We start from the raw sequence: 16,938 nt of genomic DNA, 5'->3' as shown, positions 1-16,938 counted from the left end.
ACCGGCATCAACGGCCCTGAATAACCATCAATTCACCGATATTTTCGCGGGTAATGTACCCGACCATCTGCCCGCTTTTGGTGCAGACCGCGATGGCCGGTGCCCCCTGATGCAGGCCGTTCAAAACCTTGTTTAATCCGCTGGTTAAAGTGACCTGTGGAATCCCTGTTTCCATGACCGAGGTGACAGGCTCTGAACGGGGGTGATCGCTGGCTAAGGCGGCGAGCAATCGGTTGCGCGTCACAAACCCCAAAAGGGCGCCGCCTTCGGCGAGGACTGGAAATTCATGCTGTGTCGTTTGAATGACCGCCTGAGCGGCAGTCGCAAGTGTATCGTCCGGGGACAAAGTGTGGAATTCGGTAATCATCGCATCTCGCGCCAACACCCGCCGCGCAACAGAGCGCATTGCCACATCCTGATTTTCTGCGTTGGCTGCGAAAAAGACAAATACCGCTATCAGAACGAGGATCGGATTTCCGTATGTGAGTCCGAAAAATCCCAGACCGACGGCGACAACCTGACCTGCTATAGCCGCAACCTTTGTTGCCTTTACCCGGTCCATCCGAAGGCAAAGCACTGCGCGGAATACCCGGCCTCCGTCCATCGGAAAGGCAGGGATCATGTTGAACAAGGCCAGCAGAAGGTTGACGTATGCCAACCGGCTCAGAAGGTCCGAATGTGGCGAGTCTATTTGAGCCAGCGTATCCGGCTGCAACCTTGCCCCCAGAGCGATCAGAATGACCCAGATGACGATATTCACAGCCGGACCCGCGAGCGCCACCCATATCTCCTGAGCAGGTCTTTCGGGCATCCGTTCGAGGCGCGCCAAGCCTCCGATTGGCAAAAGGGTAATGTCGGGTGTGCGAATTCTATAGCGTCGCGCCATCAGCGCGTGGCCGAATTCATGCGCGACGACACAGGCAAACAGGGCAAGAACGAACAGGATGTTACTGATTACCGCAGGCCATCCGCCGTTGGTATAGGCCGCAAACCCCACCCAGGCCAGCAAGAGGAAAAAGGTGACATGGACCCTCAGGTCCGAGCCGAGCAATCGGCCGAGCGAGAAGGACCATGCCATGTCATGTCTCCGTTTCGTTTAGAACGGAATCTCGTCGTCGTCGATTCCGCCTGAGGCCGGAGCGGGCGCGCTGGACTGACCACCATAGGGGTCGCCATAGCCGCCGCCAGCCTGACCTCCACCGTATCCACCGGATTGCCCGCCGCTGTCGCCCCGGCTATCCAGCAAGGTTAACTCGCCGCGATAGGGTCGCAAAACAACTTCGGTCGTGTACCTGTCCTGGCCCGATTGGTCCTGCCATTTGCGTGTTTCCAACTGACCTTCGATATAGACCTTGCTGCCTTTGCGCAGGTACTGTTCAGCAATGCGGGCCAGAGGTTCTGAGAAAATGGCAACCGAGTGCCATTGTGTCCGGTCACGCCGTTCACCGGTATTGCGATCCTTCCACGTTTCCGACGTGGCAAGGCGCAGGTTGCACACTTTGCCGCCGTTCTGAAACGATCGAACCTCGGGGTCCGCACCCAGATTTCCGACCAGAATGACCTTGTTTACTGAACCCGCCATGTATGTCCTCGTTCTTGTCTGACTGGATCGCGCCCGAATCTGGCGCTTGTGTTCTGCTGCTGACCCTATACGGCCTGCGTCTTGGTTAAAACACGGTTGATTGGGCAACGATGCCAGGGAAAAATTTAGCCTCGCGTTTACCAAGCTTTCATTTCATGCTGGGATATCTATAATCAGTCTGGTTGTTGAGCGTGCAGGATAGGCTTTTATGCGTTTTCTGGTTGGTGGTTTGTCGGTCGCATGTCTGTGTCTGGTGTCCATTGCGGCGCAGGCCGAGACGTTGTCGACGAAAAACCGCAAGGCAATTTTCCTAAAGCAATCCAAAGTTCTGGATGGTCGCGCCGCAAACCAGTATCGCGATTCAGAACGGCTGAAGCCCAAAACAAAACACGGGACATTCTCCAAGCGCTACACCGGAAACTATCGCGGGCAATTTCTGGACCATGCGCGCCGTGCCGCTCGGAAACACAGTGTGCCCGAAGAGTTATTCTTGCGTCTGGTTCAGCAAGAAAGTGGTTGGAATCCACACGCGAAATCTCACAAGGGTGCGTTGGGATTGGCGCAGTTGATGCCGCAAACGGCCAAGAGTTTGGGTGTTAATCCGCACGATCCGCTGCAGAACCTTGAAGGTGGTGCGCGCTATTTGTCCTGGCAATATCGCAAGTTCAAATCATGGCGCCTGGCGCTTGCTGCCTACAATGCGGGCCCAAAAGCGGTTGAAAAATACGGCGGAATCCCACCCTACGCAGAAACCCAGAACTACGTGAAAGTGATCTGGGGCGGATAGGCGGTTGTGGCAAAGGCCGGAAGGCTTCCAACCTTTGCTTAACCTCTGTTACTCGGCCGCAATTTTTATGACTGGCTCCATCCTGGCCATCACGTCTTCGGCCAAGTGGCACTTGACCTGATGGCCATCTGCCAATGTCTGAACCGGTGGAACATGCGATTCACACCGACCATCCGGAACCTGAGATTTCCAACGGCACCGCGTCTGGAACGGGCAGCCCGGCGGAGGGTTCATAGCCGAGGGGATGTCACCTTCCAAAACGATATGTTGCTTTTCGATCGAGGTGTCCGCGATTGGAACCGCGCTCAGCAAGGCTTCGGTATAAGGGTGATAAGGCGGGCTAAAGACCTGATCGGTCGTGCCCAGCTCGACCACATGACCAAGATACATCACCATAACGCGGTCGCTAAGGTACCGGACAATCGATAGATCGTGGCTAATGAACAGTAGGGTGGTTTTCTGCTCGCGCTGGATTTCCATCAACAGATCGGTCACTGCCGCCTGAACGGACACATCCAGTGCCGAAACGGGCTCATCCGCCACGACAATACGCGCGTCACCCGCAAAGGCCCGCGCGATACCGACACGTTGTTTCTGTCCACCGGACAGTTGGCGCGGCATCCGTTCAGCGAAGGCGCGGGGCAGTTTGACCAGGTCCAACAACTCCAGCATGCGCTGCTTGCGCTCGGCTTCGGAATTCCCGACGCCGAAAATCTCTAGCGCGCGAATTATCTGGCGACCAACGGTCATCGACGGGTTCAGTGTGTCAAACGGGTTCTGGAATACCATTTGAACCTCGCCAACCGTTTTGGCATCGCGTTCTTCGATTGGCACATCTTCGATGTTGCGATTGTCGAGCAAGATTTGCCCATCAGTGGCGGTTTCAAGACCCATTAGCACCTTGGCAAAAGTCGACTTGCCGCATCCGGACTCGCCCACAATGGCCAGAGTTTCGGATTCGTGCGCTTCGAAACTCAGCGTCTCATTGGCTTTAACGACTTTCTTCTCACCGCCACCGAACAGCGCGTTTGCTGCAACCTCATAGTATTTCTTGAGGTTGTCCATTTTCAGAACAGTGCGACCAATCTCGCCCTTTTCCTTCTGCTCACCTACGGTGATTGGCGCGTTCCAGTCAATTTCCTGGAATTTCAGACACCGCGTGTGATGCCGGTCATTGCCCGGCACCGCCTGCATCAGAATATCCTGCGCATCGCAACGCCCCTCCTCAAAGTAGTCGCAGCGCGGGCCAAAGTTGCATCCCGGAGGGCGTTCATGGGGCAGGGGAAAGTTCCCCGGTATCGCGACCAAAGGACGCGAGTTCTTGTCCGCCCCCGGCAAAGGGATCGAGCGGAACAACGCCTGCGTATAAGGGTGCTGCATCTCGTCAAACACATCGTGGATCGACCCACGCTCAACCGCTTCACCCGAATACATCACGCAGAGCCTGTCGCAGGTTTCAAGGACCAGCCCAAGGTTGTGTGAAATAAACAGCATCGACGTGCCGTATTTCTTGCCCAGGTCCTTGACCAGTTCGACCACGGCCGCTTCGACGGTCACGTCTAACGCAGTGGTCGGCTCGTCCAAAATCAAAAGCGAGGGCTTGGACATAAGCGCCATGGCAATGACAATGCGTTGCTGCTGGCCACCCGACAACTGATGCGGGAAAGAATTCAGCATCCGTTCCGGATCAGGCAAACGAACATCCGTCACCACTTCCAGAGCGCGGGCATAGGCCTCTTCCTGGTTCACGCCCTCATGGATCATTGGCACTTCCATCAGCTGCTTGCCGATTTTCATGGCTGGGTTCAGCGATGCCATCGGCTCCTGATAGATCATCGCGATCTCGTTGCCGCGAATGTCACGCAATTCCTCGGTCGACATTTCGGCCAAATCTCGGCCCTTGAATTTGATTGTACCACCGACGACGCGACCGTTTTTTCCAAGGTCTTGCATAACGCCCAACGCCACTGTGGATTTCCCGCACCCCGATTCTCCGACCAGCCCGACGGCCTCGCCCGGTTGCACGCTGACAGAAAAATCCATCACGGCGGGGATTTCCCTCAGTCTGGTAAAAAACGAAATCGACAGCTTGTCGATCTCAAGAATAGGCCCGTCATAATCCGCCAGTTTGTTCATCTTGCTTGCTCCTCACCAGATCGCGGGGATCCCCTTCATCTGGCTAAAAATATCCCGGGGGGTCCGGGGGGCTGGCCCCCCGGCCTCTCTCACATCAATCCTTCAGGCTTTCCTCGCGCAGACCGTCGGCCAACAAGTTCAGTCCAAGAACCAGTGACAGCAGGGCCAGCGCGGGAGGCAGGGCAGGGTGCAGATAGATCGACAGCAGCTTGCGCCCTTCGTTGATCGTAGAACCCCAATCCGGGCTTTCTGGTGGCAGTCCCAGACCGAAGAAACCCAAGGTACCCAAAAGGATCGTGGTGTAGCCGATCCGCAGACAGAAATCGACGATCAGCGGGCCACGCGCATTGGGCAGGATTTCCCACAGCATGATGTACCAAGGACCTTCGCCACGGGTCTGGGCCGCGGCCACATAGTCCCGTGTCTTGATGTCCAGAGCCAGCCCGCGGACGATGCGAAAAACAGTGGGTGAGTTCACGAAGACGACCGACACAAACACCACAAGGATACCGCCCGGAATGTCGAACAGGTCCAGATAAGTCGGCAGCCCCCAGATGCGATAGTCATCTGTGTTGATGACATATCCCCCGGTTGAGATCAGCGACAAGTAGAGCCAGATCGCGACACCCAAAACCCCGATCAGCAGTGGAGTTCGAAAGTTTGGCCGGGTGTAGTACCGCGAGTTCAACAAAACCCCGATAAACAGGATCGGGAAGATGAACAGGACCGCAGCCATATAGTTCGGAACCCCCGTCGCCACGATCTCGGGCGTGACCAAAAGGTAAAACAGCAGAATGACCGGGAAAGCCAGGATCAGGTTCGCAAGGAAGGACAGGAAAGTATCCAGCCGCCCTCCGTAATACCCGGCGGGCAAGCCCAGCGTGATCCCGACCATGAAGGCAAACAGGGTCGCCAGTGGGGCGATTTGAACCACGATCCACGCGCCTTTGACCATCCGGCTAAAGACGTCGCGCGCCAAGTTGTCTCCTCCCAGAAGATACCAAGCATATTCGCCGTCCTCGATGTTGGGCAATGGTGTCCCCGGCACTTTGTTCTTCATGCCCGAGACCTGCACAAGCGGGTCATGCGTCACGATGAGGTCGAGGGCTCCGAAAATCCCGGTAAAGACCCAAAACATCACTAACCCAAAACCAATCATGCCGATGGGGCTGTCAAACAGTTTGCCGTATAGGCCCAAGCGGCGTTTGAAGGCGATGGACATGGCATAAAGGATGATCAGCGACAGCCATACGGGCAGAAACTGTTGCGAGATTGCGCCGACAATACCCGCACCCGTTCCCATAAGGATACCCAGAACGATATAGGCAGCCGCAAGGCCGACAGAAGCGAGAAAACTGTAGGTCAGCGCCGTCTGGATCAAATTGCGTAAGCCCGAGCCAGAGCTGAGCGTGCCGTCGGGGTTCACAGTGACCTGAGCCTCGGGCAGTACAATGCTGGCGAGAATCCAGGCCACAATGGACAAGACCATCACGCCCAGGGCGATCATCAAAAGCGGGTTCAGAAAGGCGATAGAGCCGGTCCAGCTTAGGGGTTCCATGTTCTATCCTCCCTTAAGAAATGCGGATGCGCGGGTTGAGGTAGACATAGCCGATATCCGAGATCAGCTGCGTCACCAGCACAACGAAGACCGACACGACCGAAATCGCCAGCAGCAGCTGGATGTCATTGTTGCCCGCCGCTTGCACCAGCGCCCAGCCAAAGCCTTTGTAGTTGAACAAAGTCTCGACAATCACGACGCCATTCAGCAGCCATGGGAACTGCAGCATGATGACGGTGAAAGGGGCGATCAGCGCATTGCGCAGTGCATGTTTCATCACGATATTCGGGAATGACACGCCCTTCAGTCGCGCGGTTCTGATATACTGCGCCGTCATCACCTCAGTCATTGAGGCGCGGGTCATACGGGCGATATAGCCCATCCCATATAGTGCAATGGTCAGAACCGGCAGAAAGAAGTTCTCGAACGTCGGGTTTTCCATCGCTTGCGTCGCGGTGCCCTTGAACCATTTCAGACCAACCGTCGAAGACGTAAAAATGGCAATGAAAATCACGCCGGACACATATTCAGGTGTGGCCGTCGTAATAATCGAAAAAGTCGAAAGAGACCGGTCCAGCGCCGAGCCTTCTCTCATCCCCGCAAGGACACCGACGATCAACGCAGAGGGAACCATCAGCACCAGCACCCAGAACATCAGATACCCGGTGTTCCCGAGACGCTTGCCAACGATTGTTCCGACCTCATCCTTGAAAACGGTGGAATATCCCCAATCGCCTTGCAGGACACCGCAATATCTTGGCGTTGTCTCCTCGGTCGATCCCGGGCGGGTGCAAGTGCCCAGAAACGTGCCATCCTCAAGCGTTTTGGTGTGTCCGGGCATGACGCCAAGCCATTGCCCATACTTCACGAGCGTTGGTTGCAGGTAGCCCCGATTTTCGAGCCAGTTTTCGACCTGCTCATCCGACATACGCTGGTTGCCCTGCGTTTTGGCGAGCTTTTCGAGGTTTGGGTAAAGGTTGGTCAGAAAGAAGACCACGAAAGTCAGGCACAGCGCTGTCAGCAGCATGACGCCAAACCGTCGGAGGATGAATAGTCCCATGTTGGCCCCTGTTGTTCGGGTGTTCCGCAGATCAGTGGACCATTTTCTGGCTTCGGACATCCGATCAAGTCGGCAGGTCTGCGGCTGGAAAGGGGCGCCCGTGTTGGGCGCCCCCTATGAAGTTCAGGTCGGGTTTAGGCTGCCCAACCCCACTTGTAGTGATGATGCTCGAACGACACATGCATGTCCGTGCCGACAAGACCGTCCTTCATGTGGCGATACAGCGAGCGCCAGTAAGGCTGAATGGTCACGCCTTCGTCCTGGATCATCTTTTCGCCTTTGGCCACGACCTCACGACGTTTGTCAGCGTCCGCAATTGCCAAGGCTTCGGTCAGCAGCGCGTCGAATTCGGCGTTGGACCAGCCAAATTCGTTCCATGCCTCACCGGTGCGATAGGCCAAAGCCCAGATTTGCACCCCAAGCGGGCGGTGGTTCCAGTTGGTCGAGCTGTAAGGATACTTCGCCCAGTCGTTCCAGAACGTGTTGCCTGGCAGAACAGTCCGCTTGACCTTGATCCCCGCGTCGCGCAACTGCGCGGCCACCGCATCGGTGGTATTCCGCCGCCAGTCATCGTCGATCGAGATCAGCTCGTGCTCATAGTCGGCCATACCGGCCTCTTCCATGAGCTTGCGCGCGCCTTCGGGATCGACTTTCTGGGGCGGCAGTTCGAAGTAATCCGGATGGATCGGGCCAACATGGTGGTTCTCGGCAGGCGAGCCACGTCCGCCGTAACCCAGTTCCAGGCAGACCGAGTTGTCGACCGCCATTTGCAGCGCTTGGCGCACGCGTTTGTCTTCGTAAACGCGCTTGCCGTCGATTTCGGCCAACTGGTTGGGACGGATCACGATTGTATTCATCGTGACAACTTCGGACTTCACATAGCCCAGGCTGTCCATCACGTCGATGAACTCACCAACAGATTCATACAGCATGTCGACTTCGTCGGATTCCAACGCAGCCAGCCACGCGGACGGGTCGGTGCCATAGTCAATATAGACGATGCTATCCAACGCCGGACGACCAAAGACTTCCTCACCCCACCATGTGTGGTTTTCGTTGCGCACCAGAGTGGCCTTCACACCGACTTCGAGGCTGTCAATCAGATAGGGGCCGGTGCCGACGTTGTTCAGCAGGTCAGTTTCGCTGAACGAGCTGTGAACAATGGCCGCCGGATAGTCAGCCATGCCCGCGATCAGCGAGATGTCCGAGTTCGGCAGGTTCAGCTTGACCGTATTTGCATCGACCACCTCGATTGCGCCGTCAATCGCCTGACCCGAATCCGCGTCGATCAGCGTCGCAAAACGACCGGCCATCGAGTTGGTTTCCGAGCTTTTGTCGCACCAACGTGCGATGTTGCGGGCCACGTCATCGGCGGTGAAGTCGTCACCGTTGTTCCATTTCACGCCGGGGCGTACTTTCAGCGTGTAGACGGTCGCGTCGTCATTGACCTCCCAGCCTTCCAAAAGCATGCCGCGGAATGTCCCGTCCGAGTTGTACTCGACCAGATATTCCAGCGTACCACGGGTGACGTTCGCGATCTGCGACCAATCATAGGTGCGCGGGTCCTTCAACGCGCGAACTTCCTGTTGCACGCGCAAGGTGCCGCCCTCTTTCTTGGCGTCTTCCCCTTCTGCATGTGCGGGTGCGGTCAAACCGATCATCCCATAGGCGGCGGCGGCTGTGACTCCAAGACCGGTTGTGCGCGTCAGGAATTCTCGGCGGCTCAGCTTGCCGTCTCGATACTCCTGGGCATGCATTTCTGCCGCCCAATGCGTCAGCTTGCCGGTGGTTGTCTGGTTTTCCATAGATGTCTCCCTGTGACACGAATTTTTGTTGATTGAGCTTTGCGCTACCGAGGCCGGATCTTGTTGGCTGATAGGGCCAAGGGCTTCTTTTTTGAGTTGTAAACATCCCCCATGCGTTCATTCCGCACCAGAAAATTGCCAACGTCAATGTTCGAAATCGTCATTGATGGTACAAAAACGACATCTCATGGGAAAGTGCAGGGTGTCAGGTTTCAATGTGAAACGCCAGTTTGGGGCGAGGCCAAAGGAATTTGAAATGCGCTACCGAACTTTGGTGTGGAGACTTCAAGTTATTGATAAATAACATCAGTCCATAAAGTCAGGTCCTCAGAAAAAAGGGTCAAACCGTCAAACCGTCGCGGCATCGACATGATGCCACGCCTTCATTCTTGCCCGGAACCAAGTCCGTTGGCGCTTGGCGAATTGCCGGGTCGCAATCGTTGCCCTTTCTCGGGCTTCCTCTAGCATCATGCGCCCGTCGAGATGGGCCATAAGTTCGGGCACGCCGATAGCCTTGAAGGCGGGAAGCGCCGGGTCGTACAGGTCCCGCATCGCGCCGACTTCTTCCAGCGCGCCTTGATCGAGCATCTGGTCGAACCGCTTGGCGATACGGGATTGCAGCCACTCTTTGCCAGCATCGAATACAATCGGAACAGAATTCTCAAGCGGCAGAACCGGGGGAGGGGTGTCGGCTTGCCATTCATGCAGAGGGCGACCTGTTGCTTGCTGGACCTCCCAGGCTCGCTGCACTCTGGCCCGGTTCCGGGTGTCCAGGTTCTGCAGCGTTCGCGCTGCGACTTCGGTCATCAGGTTTTCTAGTGACATCTGGTCCGCCTGCATCCGAACCTGTGGCGGTGTGGACGGTATCTCGGCCATGCCTTCGGTCAGCGCAGTAAAGTAAAGCCCGGTGCCGCCGACGATGATCGGGCGCTGGCTGCTGTTTAGCATCGGGGTGACCTCGCGCAGCCAATGTCCCGCCGAATAAGTTTGGTCATAGGTCAGATGCCCGTACAGCAGATGCGGCGCCCGCGCTTCGTCTGCGGGCGAAGGCCGGGCAGAAATCACGCGCCAGCAGTCATAAACCTGACTGGCATCCGCGTTGACTATCACGCCTCCGCACCGTTCCGCGATCAGCAGCGCAAGCGCCGACTTTCCCGACGCAGTCGGACCCGCGATCAAAACCGGCTTGTCATCGGGAATGGGAGGAAGGCGATCCCAAAACCTGCTTGCCGCGCCATCGTCCATTTCGATTCTTCCCAATTCTCATGATCCGCATTGAACCTGCAGTGGTTTTGCTTCACTTTGCGCAGGAAAATAACCCCGTGCCAGCCCGGAGCGCAACATGAGCCTTTCCCCTGATCCCGAAGCCAAAGAGACCCCAAAAACCGCGTATAACCGCGTGATGTTGAAGATTTCGGGCGAGGCGCTGATGGGGGATCAGGGATTCGGTTTGCACCCGCCAACCGTTCAGCGCATCGCGCAAGAGGTCAAATCGGTTCATGATCTGGGCGTGGAAATCTGCATGGTTATCGGCGGCGGCAATATTTTCCGCGGGCTGTCTGGGTCGGCCCAAGGGATGGAGCGGACGACCGCAGACTATATGGGGATGCTCGCGACAGTCATGAACGCGTTGGGAATGCAGTCGGCGCTGGAAGAAGTCGGCGTTTTCACGCGTGTCATTTCGGCCATTCGGATGGACGAAGTCTGCGAGCCCTATATTCGCCGCCGCGCCGTGCGCCACCTTGAGAAAAAGCGGGTCTGCATCTTTGCCGCCGGAACCGGCAACCCGTATTTTACAACGGACACGGCTGCCACCCTGCGCGCCAACGAAATGGCGTGCGAAGCGATTTTCATGGGAAAGAACGGTGTAGACGGTGTCTATGACAAGGACCCCAAAACCAACGCGGACGCGGTGCGTTACGATACCGTCACCTATGATGACGTTCTGACCAAACGTCTGCGCGTGATGGATGCCTCGGCCATTGCGCTGGCCCGCGACAACAACTTGCCCCTTATCGTTTTCGGCTTGGACGAACCCGGCGGGTTCCGGGGAATCCTTGCGGGTGAAGGGACTTATACCAAGGTTCAAGGCTGAAGCGCTTCGGATTGCGCGGCCATACCAACGCAAAACCGGCCTTTATTCTGGCCGGCGATATCGGGGAACCAGAGCGTCTCTCTTGTTTTTTGTAGTTTTGCATCTCGAACAATAACCCGGGAAATGTCGTTTTTTGTTCTAGGACGGTCTCAACGGTCGTGCCGGTTCAACCTTCCTTAACGGAAGACTGCGGTACGAAAATAGAGAGGAAGAGAGATGTCCGACAATACGGATACCGACTATGAGGTCGGTCAGGACAACGTTCAGATATTTGGTCTGGATGTCCACAATCCGGTCTTTGCTGTTTCCGGCCTAACCATTGTTGCCTTCGTGTTTTTCTCGCTGGTTTTCCGCGAGCAGGCATCGGAGTTTTTCGGTTGGCTTCGTCCGGCACTGACCAGCAATTTTGACTGGGTGTTCATGATCGCAGCGAACATTTTTGTCGTGTTTTCGCTGATGCTGATCATCACGCCCTATGGTTCGATCCGCTTGGGCGGAGATGAAGCAAAGCCCGACTATTCTTATGCCGGTTGGTTTGCCATGCTGTTTGCCGCTGGCATGGGCATTGGCCTGGTGTTCTGGGGCGTTGCCGAGCCTATTTCGCACTATGGTTCGTCGGTTGGCGGCATCGCTGTTGGCGAAGACGGAGTCCGCACCGATTGGGCACCGCTGGGCGCGGGGTTGGAGGACCCTGAGGCGTCCAAAAAGCTGGCCATGGCTGCAACCATCTTCCACTGGGGGATGCATCCTTGGGCGGTTTACGCGGTTGTCGCTCTGGCGCTGGCTTTCTTTAGCTTTAACAGAGGCTTGCCGCTGACCATGCGGTCGGTGTTCTACCCGATCTTCGGTGAAGCAACATGGGGTCCGCTGGGCCACGTCATCGACGTGTTGGCGGTGTTCGCGACCATTTTTGGTCTTGCAACATCGCTGGGTCTGGGTGCGACGCAAGCTCTGGCTGGTTTGAACTATCTGTTCGGAGTGCCAGTGACTGACGGGATGAAGGTTCTTCTGATCGCCTTGATCACGGCATTTGCTTTGGTCTCGGTTGTTGCTGGTCTGGACAAAGGGGTAAAACGTTTGTCCGAGGCGAACATGATCCTGGCGGCAATCCTGCTGTTCCTGGTTCTGATCCTTGGGCCGACCGTTGCCATTCTGACCGGGTTTTTTGACAGCTTGATTGAATACGTCGTTGCACTGCCCGCACTGTCGAATTGGGTCGGTCGTGAGGATGTCAACTTCATGCAAGGCTGGACCACTTTCTACTGGGCCTGGTGGATTTCCTGGTCGCCTTTCGTTGGTATGTTCATCGCGCGTATTTCGCGTGGTCGCACCATTCGCGAGTTCGTGACGTGCGTGATCTTGATCCCTACCGTTGTTGGTGCGCTGTGGATGGCTGTCTTTGGCGGCGCTGCTCTGGATCAGGTTCTGTCCGGTTCCGGTCAGGCCCTGTCGGACGCGGCGCTAGAGCTGAAGATGTTCACCATGTTCGAACAGTTCCCGATGACGTCGCTGCTGTCTTTTGTTGGCATCATTCTGGTCGTCGTGTTCTTTGTGACCAGCTCGGATTCCGGCTCGTTGGTGATCGACACGATTACCGCGGGCGGCAAAACCAACGCACCAACTGCACAGCGCGTGTTCTGGTGCATTCTGGAAGGCGCGATCGCCATTGTCCTACTGCTGGGCGGCGGGCTTGGCGCACTTCAGGCTGCGGCCATCGCAACTGGTTTCCCGTTTGCGATCGTTCTGGTTTTGATGTGTGTTTCCTTGTTCATTGGTCTTGCAAACGAGCGACGCCGCCGCTGATACCGGTCAAGAAAACCCTGAAACTACAAAGGGCTCCGGTGCATTGCCGGGGCCTTTTTCGTTGACGGAACGCCGGTGTCACGGCTTATTGGCCGCCAGGACGACACCGGAGGCCCCAAAATGAGTAGTTTGGACACAGAGTTTGCACGCGCCCAGTTTCCGGCCTTTTCAGAACCCAGCCTGAAAGGGCAGGCCTTCTTTGAAAACGCCGGTGGATCGTACATGTGTCAGCCTGTCATAGACAGGCTGTCCCGGTTTTACACTCAGCGCAAAGTGCAGCCATACGCCCCTTACGAGGCCAGCCAGTTGGGTGGCCAGGAAATGGATGAGGCGCAAATCCGCCTTGCGGCGTTGTTGGGTGTTGACCGGGATGAGCTGAGCTTTGGCCCTTCGACCACCCAGAACACCTATGTTCTTGCGCAGGCATTTCGGCAATGGATGAAACCTGGAGACGCCATCGTGGTTACCGATCAGGACCACGAGGCGAACTCGGGGCCCTGGCGTCGTTTGGCCGAGGATGGGATCGAGATTCGCGAATGGCGGATCTCACCTGACAGCGGATCGCTTGATCCGAATGATCTTGAACACCTTTTGGACGAACGTGTTCGGTTGGTCTGCTTCCCCCATTGTTCCAACGTGGTAGGTGGGATCAATCCGGTGACCGAGATTACAGCGATTGCCCATGCGGCAGGTGCCTTTGTTTGTGTCGACGGTGTCTCGTACGCGCCGCATGGGCTTCCGAATGTCGGCAATCTCGGGCCTGATATCTATTTGTTTTCAGCCTACAAGACTTACGGCCCGCATCAGGGATGCATGGTCATTCGCCGCGCGCTTGGAGAGTTGCTGCCCAATCAGGCCCACCATTTCAACGGCGATGTCCTTTACAAACGCTTCACTCCGGCAGGACCGGATCACGCGCAGGTTGCCGCTTGCGCAGGTATTGCAGACTATTTTGATCTTCTGAACGATCATCACGGTGGACCTGAAACCGGCGCGACCAAGCGTGGAGCCTTTGTTCACGATCTGATGCGCAGCCAAGAGGTGGCGCTGCTGCAGCCCTTGCTGGATGCCGTCAAAGACCGAAACGCGGTGCGTCTTCTGGGCCCGGCCGAGGCGGAACGTCGCGCGCCCACCGTTGCCCTTTCGCTGGGCCGTGCCGCCGAACCCGTAGCGGCCGAACTTGCGCTGTACGGCGTCATGGCGGGCGGGGGCGATTTCTATGCCGCGCGTCCCCTTCAGGCGATGGGCATTGATCCTGAGAACGGCGTTTTGCGGCTGAGCTTTACGCATTACACGACGAAACAGGAAATTGATCAGCTTTTGGAAGCCCTTGACCGCGTTTTGTGATCCGGATTTCGCGCGTTAGCGTATCCGTTAAAAAGACACAGGCCAGTCATGCAAGACGACCAATCAGCGATCATTCTTTGGTTCAGGCGCGATCTGCGGCTGACCGACCACCCAGCGCTTACCGCAGCCGTTCAATCCGGGCGGCCAATTGTGCCGGTGTTTATTCTGGATGATCTCGTCGAGACCCTGGGCGCAGCGCCAAAATGGCGTTTGGGGCTGGGCCTTGAGGCATTTTCTGAAACCCTCTCGGCCATCGGCAGCCGCCTGGTCCTGCGACGCGGGCCGGGGCTGGACGTTCTGAAAGCGCTGGTAGCTGAAACCGGTGCCAAGTCTGTCTTTTGGTCACGTGCCTACGACCCAGCAGCCATTCAGCGTGACACACAGATCAAATCTGAACTCATAGCCCAAGGGGTCGAGGCCAAATCCTTCGCAGGCCATCTTTTGTTCGAGCCCTGGACCGTCGCGACCAAGGCCGGGCAGCCGTTTCGTGTGTTCACGCCGATGTGGCGGGCCGTGCAGGGGCGCGATGTTGCAACTCCCGACCCAAGACCCGATCGTTTGTCAGTACCATCACAGTGGCCAGCGTCAGATGCACTTCAGGATTGGCAACTTTCCGCGGCCATGCGTCGAGGCGCAAACGTACTCTGCCCCCACGTTCAACCGGGTGAAGCATCCGCCTTTGACCAACTGGATCGTTTTCTGGACCGCATCAGCCAATACTCCGACAAAAGGGACAACCTCAGCGAAGACGGAACGTCAAACTTGTCTGAGTATCTGTCGCTGGGTGAGATCAGCCCTCGGACCGTATGGCACAGGGTGCGAAATGCCGCTCAGATGGGTGTGTCGGGAACCGAGCCCTTTCTGCGCCAACTGGTTTGGCGCGAGTTTGCCTATCATCTGATGTACCACTGGCCGCATCTGATGACCGACAATTGGAAGCCTGAATGGAATAACTTCCCCTGGCGAATGGACCCGGACGCGCCTCATGTAAATGCGTGGTGCCGGGCTCGAACAGGCATTCCTGTTGTCGATGCGGGACTTCGGCAGATGTATGTGACAGGTCGGATGCATAATCGCGCGCGCATGATTGTGGCAAGCTATTTGACCAAACATCTGCAAGTCCATTGGAAGATCGGCATGGATTGGTTTGCCGATTGTCTGATCGACTGGGATCCGGCGGCCAACGCGATGGGGTGGCAATGGGTGGCGGGATCAGGACCGGACGCAGCCCCTTTCTTTCGCATATTCAACCCGGAAACTCAGCGACAGAAATTCGATCCGCAGTCTGAATACCTGCACCGTTGGATCGCCGAGGGGCAATCAGCGCCGACCGAGACCGCGCTGTCCTACTTCCAAGCGATACCCTTGTCCTGGGGCCTTCGTCCGGACGATACCTACCCAGACCCGATCGTTGGTTTGGCCGAGGGTCGCACACGCGCGCTGAGCCTCTATAAGCAGTCAAAAAACCAGTAAGGAATTGAAAACTTGCCACAAACCGAATCCCGTCCTAGCCTTGACCCGCAACCGCAGAGGGGAGCGCGGATGTTTTTGACAAGCACGGATGGACAGAAAGAACTGCCCAGATACTTTGTACAAGTCTTCAAAATGCTGAACCGGATGGGTTCGGGACGTTTGGACATTGCCTTGCCGGATGGTCGCGTTTTTCGTGCCGAGGCCTCCAAACCCGGACCAATCGCGCATGTCGATATTCACTCGGATGATGTGTTTGCCCGATTGATCCGCGAAGGTGAACTTGGCTTTTCGGACGCCTATCTGGAAGGAGAATGGAGTACGCCAGACCTTCGCGCCTTCATGGACCTTGTCCATATGGGAACCGAGACGGTTTATGATGACTTCACAGGCCGTATTCTGGTCCGCGCCTACGAGAGGCTTAGGTTTTGGCTGAACCGCAACAACAAATCTCAGGCCAAGAAAAACATCTCGTACCACTACGATCTTGGCAATGAGTTCTACGGGTTGTGGCTGGACGACACGATGACCTATTCGAGCGCCATTTTTGAAACTGGGCAGGAAAGCCTGGAAAAGGCTCAGACCGCGAAATATGCGAGCATGATCGACGAAATGGGGGCAAAGCCCGGTGACCACATCCTTGAAATCGGCTGTGGCTGGGGTGGATTCGCGGAATACGCCGCGAAAGAGCGTGGGCTGCATGTCACAGGTCTGACCATCAGTCAGGAGCAATTGAAGTTCGCGCAAGAACGCGTTCAAAAGGCGGGACTTTCTGACAAAGTGACGCTCAAACTTCAGGACTATCGGGATGAACAGGGCCAGTATGATGGCATCGCGTCAATTGAGATGTTCGAAGCGGTCGGACAAAAATACTGGCCGGTGTATTTCCAGACAGTACGCGACCGGCTGAAACCGGGGGCGCAGGCGACGCTGCAGATCATCACCGTCGCCGATCACCGCTGGGACGTCTACAAGAACGGTGTGGATTTCATCCAGAAATACATCTTCCCTGGCGGCATGCTACCCGCACCATCCGTTCTCGAAGAACAGATTGCTGGGGCTGGACTGAAGGTCGTGCAGTCCAAGGAGTTCGGTAAAAGCTATGACCAGACATTGCGGCGATGGTACGAATCCTTCAACGACAAATGGGACCAAGTGGCGGAACTGGGCTTTGATGAGCGTTTTCGCCGCATGTGGAATTATTATTTGACCGCATGTGGCGCAGCCTTTGACACCGGCAATTGCGATGTGACACAGATCACTATAGCCAAACCCAGTTAAAGAACGGAAATTTC

13 protein-coding genes are annotated in these 16,938 nt (G+C 56.5%); 6 read left to right on the top strand and 7 right to left on the bottom strand.

Annotated features, from left to right (window positions below; genetic code table 11):
- Positions 1-7: 7 nt before the first annotated feature.
- Positions 8-1,078 (bottom strand): site-2 protease family protein, encoded by a 1,071-nt coding sequence (locus ACR0CR_RS01600; protein ID WP_480596111.1) that lies wholly within the window; start codon positions 1,076-1,078, stop codon positions 8-10.
- An 18-nt stretch (positions 1,079-1,096) separates the two neighbouring features.
- Complete coding sequence (gene ssb, locus ACR0CR_RS01595) at positions 1,097-1,582, bottom strand: single-stranded DNA-binding protein (RefSeq protein ID WP_170652947.1); 486 nt, start codon at positions 1,580-1,582, stop codon at positions 1,097-1,099.
- 208 nt (positions 1,583-1,790) lie between these two features.
- Between ssb and ACR0CR_RS01590 the strand changes: the two genes are divergently transcribed.
- Positions 1,791-2,369, top strand: a complete 579-nt coding sequence (locus ACR0CR_RS01590) for a lytic transglycosylase domain-containing protein (protein WP_480596109.1) — start codon at positions 1,791-1,793, stop codon at positions 2,367-2,369.
- A gap of 48 nt (positions 2,370-2,417) precedes the next feature.
- Here the strand turns inward: ACR0CR_RS01590 and ACR0CR_RS01585 are convergent, their stop codons facing one another.
- The 5 genes from ACR0CR_RS01585 to miaA all read right to left on the bottom strand — a co-directional run bounded on the left by ACR0CR_RS01585 (position 2,418) and on the right by miaA (position 10,173).
- Entirely contained in the window at positions 2,418-4,505 is a 2,088-nt protein-coding gene (locus tag ACR0CR_RS01585; RefSeq protein WP_480596106.1) for a dipeptide ABC transporter ATP-binding protein, read from the bottom strand.
- Positions 4,506-4,599: 94 nt separating this feature from the next.
- Positions 4,600-6,063 carry an ABC transporter permease gene (locus tag ACR0CR_RS01580; RefSeq protein ID WP_480596104.1) on the bottom strand — a complete coding sequence of 488 codons (1,464 nt, stop codon included), beginning with the start codon at positions 6,061-6,063 and terminating at the stop codon, positions 4,600-4,602.
- A gap of 13 nt (positions 6,064-6,076) precedes the next feature.
- Entirely contained in the window at positions 6,077-7,123 is a 1,047-nt protein-coding gene (locus ACR0CR_RS01575) for an ABC transporter permease (protein ID WP_480596103.1), read from the bottom strand.
- A gap of 134 nt (positions 7,124-7,257) precedes the next feature.
- Complete coding sequence (locus ACR0CR_RS01570) at positions 7,258-8,928, bottom strand: ABC transporter substrate-binding protein (protein ID WP_480596101.1); 1,671 nt, start codon at positions 8,926-8,928, stop codon at positions 7,258-7,260.
- Positions 8,929-9,276: 348 nt separating this feature from the next.
- Complete coding sequence (miaA, locus tag ACR0CR_RS01565; RefSeq protein WP_480596099.1) at positions 9,277-10,173, bottom strand: tRNA (adenosine(37)-N6)-dimethylallyltransferase MiaA; 897 nt, start codon at positions 10,171-10,173, stop codon at positions 9,277-9,279.
- Between the two features lie 97 nt (positions 10,174-10,270).
- Here miaA and pyrH point away from each other — a divergent pair, with 97 nt between their 5' ends.
- The 5 genes from pyrH to ACR0CR_RS01540 all read left to right on the top strand — a co-directional run bounded on the left by pyrH (position 10,271) and on the right by ACR0CR_RS01540 (position 16,924).
- On the top strand, positions 10,271-11,023 hold the full coding sequence (gene pyrH, locus ACR0CR_RS01560; RefSeq protein WP_480596097.1) for a UMP kinase: 753 nt from the start codon (positions 10,271-10,273) through the stop codon (positions 11,021-11,023).
- Positions 11,024-11,239: 216 nt separating this feature from the next.
- Complete coding sequence (locus tag ACR0CR_RS01555) at positions 11,240-12,826, top strand: BCCT family transporter (RefSeq protein WP_480596095.1); 1,587 nt, start codon at positions 11,240-11,242, stop codon at positions 12,824-12,826.
- Between the two features lie 120 nt (positions 12,827-12,946).
- Complete coding sequence (locus ACR0CR_RS01550) at positions 12,947-14,173, top strand: aminotransferase class V-fold PLP-dependent enzyme (protein ID WP_480596093.1); 1,227 nt, start codon at positions 12,947-12,949, stop codon at positions 14,171-14,173.
- Positions 14,174-14,221: 48 nt separating this feature from the next.
- Positions 14,222-15,646, top strand: coding sequence for a cryptochrome/photolyase family protein (locus tag ACR0CR_RS01545; protein ID WP_480596092.1), 1,425 nt, complete (start codon positions 14,222-14,224; stop codon positions 15,644-15,646).
- Between the two features lie 69 nt (positions 15,647-15,715).
- Complete coding sequence (locus tag ACR0CR_RS01540) at positions 15,716-16,924, top strand: class I SAM-dependent methyltransferase (protein ID WP_480596091.1); 1,209 nt, start codon at positions 15,716-15,718, stop codon at positions 16,922-16,924.
- Positions 16,925-16,938: the final 14 nt, after the last annotated feature.

Source organism: Ruegeria sp. AM2 (genome assembly GCF_056540685.1).
The sequence above is the reverse complement of the archived record's forward strand: the minus strand, read 5'-3'. Positions and strand labels throughout refer to the sequence as shown.

Excerpts from the sequence above, each read along its gene's own strand:
- ACR0CR_RS01600 (WP_480596111.1), bottom strand. The coding sequence starts at position 1,078 with ATGGCATGGTCCTTCTCGCTCGGCCGATTGCTCGGCTCGGACCTGAGG.
- ssb (WP_170652947.1), bottom strand. The coding sequence starts at position 1,582 with ATGGCGGGTTCAGTAAACAAGGTCATTCTGGTCGGAAATCTGGGTGCG.
- ACR0CR_RS01590 (WP_480596109.1), top strand. The coding sequence starts at position 1,791 with ATGCGTTTTCTGGTTGGTGGTTTGTCGGTCGCATGTCTGTGTCTGGTG.
- ACR0CR_RS01585 (WP_480596106.1), bottom strand. The coding sequence starts at position 4,505 with ATGAACAAACTGGCGGATTATGACGGGCCTATTCTTGAGATCGACAAG.
- ACR0CR_RS01580 (WP_480596104.1), bottom strand. The coding sequence starts at position 6,063 with ATGGAACCCCTAAGCTGGACCGGCTCTATCGCCTTTCTGAACCCGCTT.
- ACR0CR_RS01575 (WP_480596103.1), bottom strand. The coding sequence starts at position 7,123 with ATGGGACTATTCATCCTCCGACGGTTTGGCGTCATGCTGCTGACAGCG.
- ACR0CR_RS01570 (WP_480596101.1), bottom strand. The coding sequence starts at position 8,928 with ATGGAAAACCAGACAACCACCGGCAAGCTGACGCATTGGGCGGCAGAA.
- miaA (WP_480596099.1), bottom strand. The coding sequence starts at position 10,173 with ATGGACGATGGCGCGGCAAGCAGGTTTTGGGATCGCCTTCCTCCCATT.
- pyrH (WP_480596097.1), top strand. The coding sequence starts at position 10,271 with ATGAGCCTTTCCCCTGATCCCGAAGCCAAAGAGACCCCAAAAACCGCG.
- ACR0CR_RS01555 (WP_480596095.1), top strand. The coding sequence starts at position 11,240 with ATGTCCGACAATACGGATACCGACTATGAGGTCGGTCAGGACAACGTT.
- ACR0CR_RS01550 (WP_480596093.1), top strand. The coding sequence starts at position 12,947 with ATGAGTAGTTTGGACACAGAGTTTGCACGCGCCCAGTTTCCGGCCTTT.
- ACR0CR_RS01545 (WP_480596092.1), top strand. The coding sequence starts at position 14,222 with ATGCAAGACGACCAATCAGCGATCATTCTTTGGTTCAGGCGCGATCTG.
- ACR0CR_RS01540 (WP_480596091.1), top strand. The coding sequence starts at position 15,716 with ATGTTTTTGACAAGCACGGATGGACAGAAAGAACTGCCCAGATACTTT.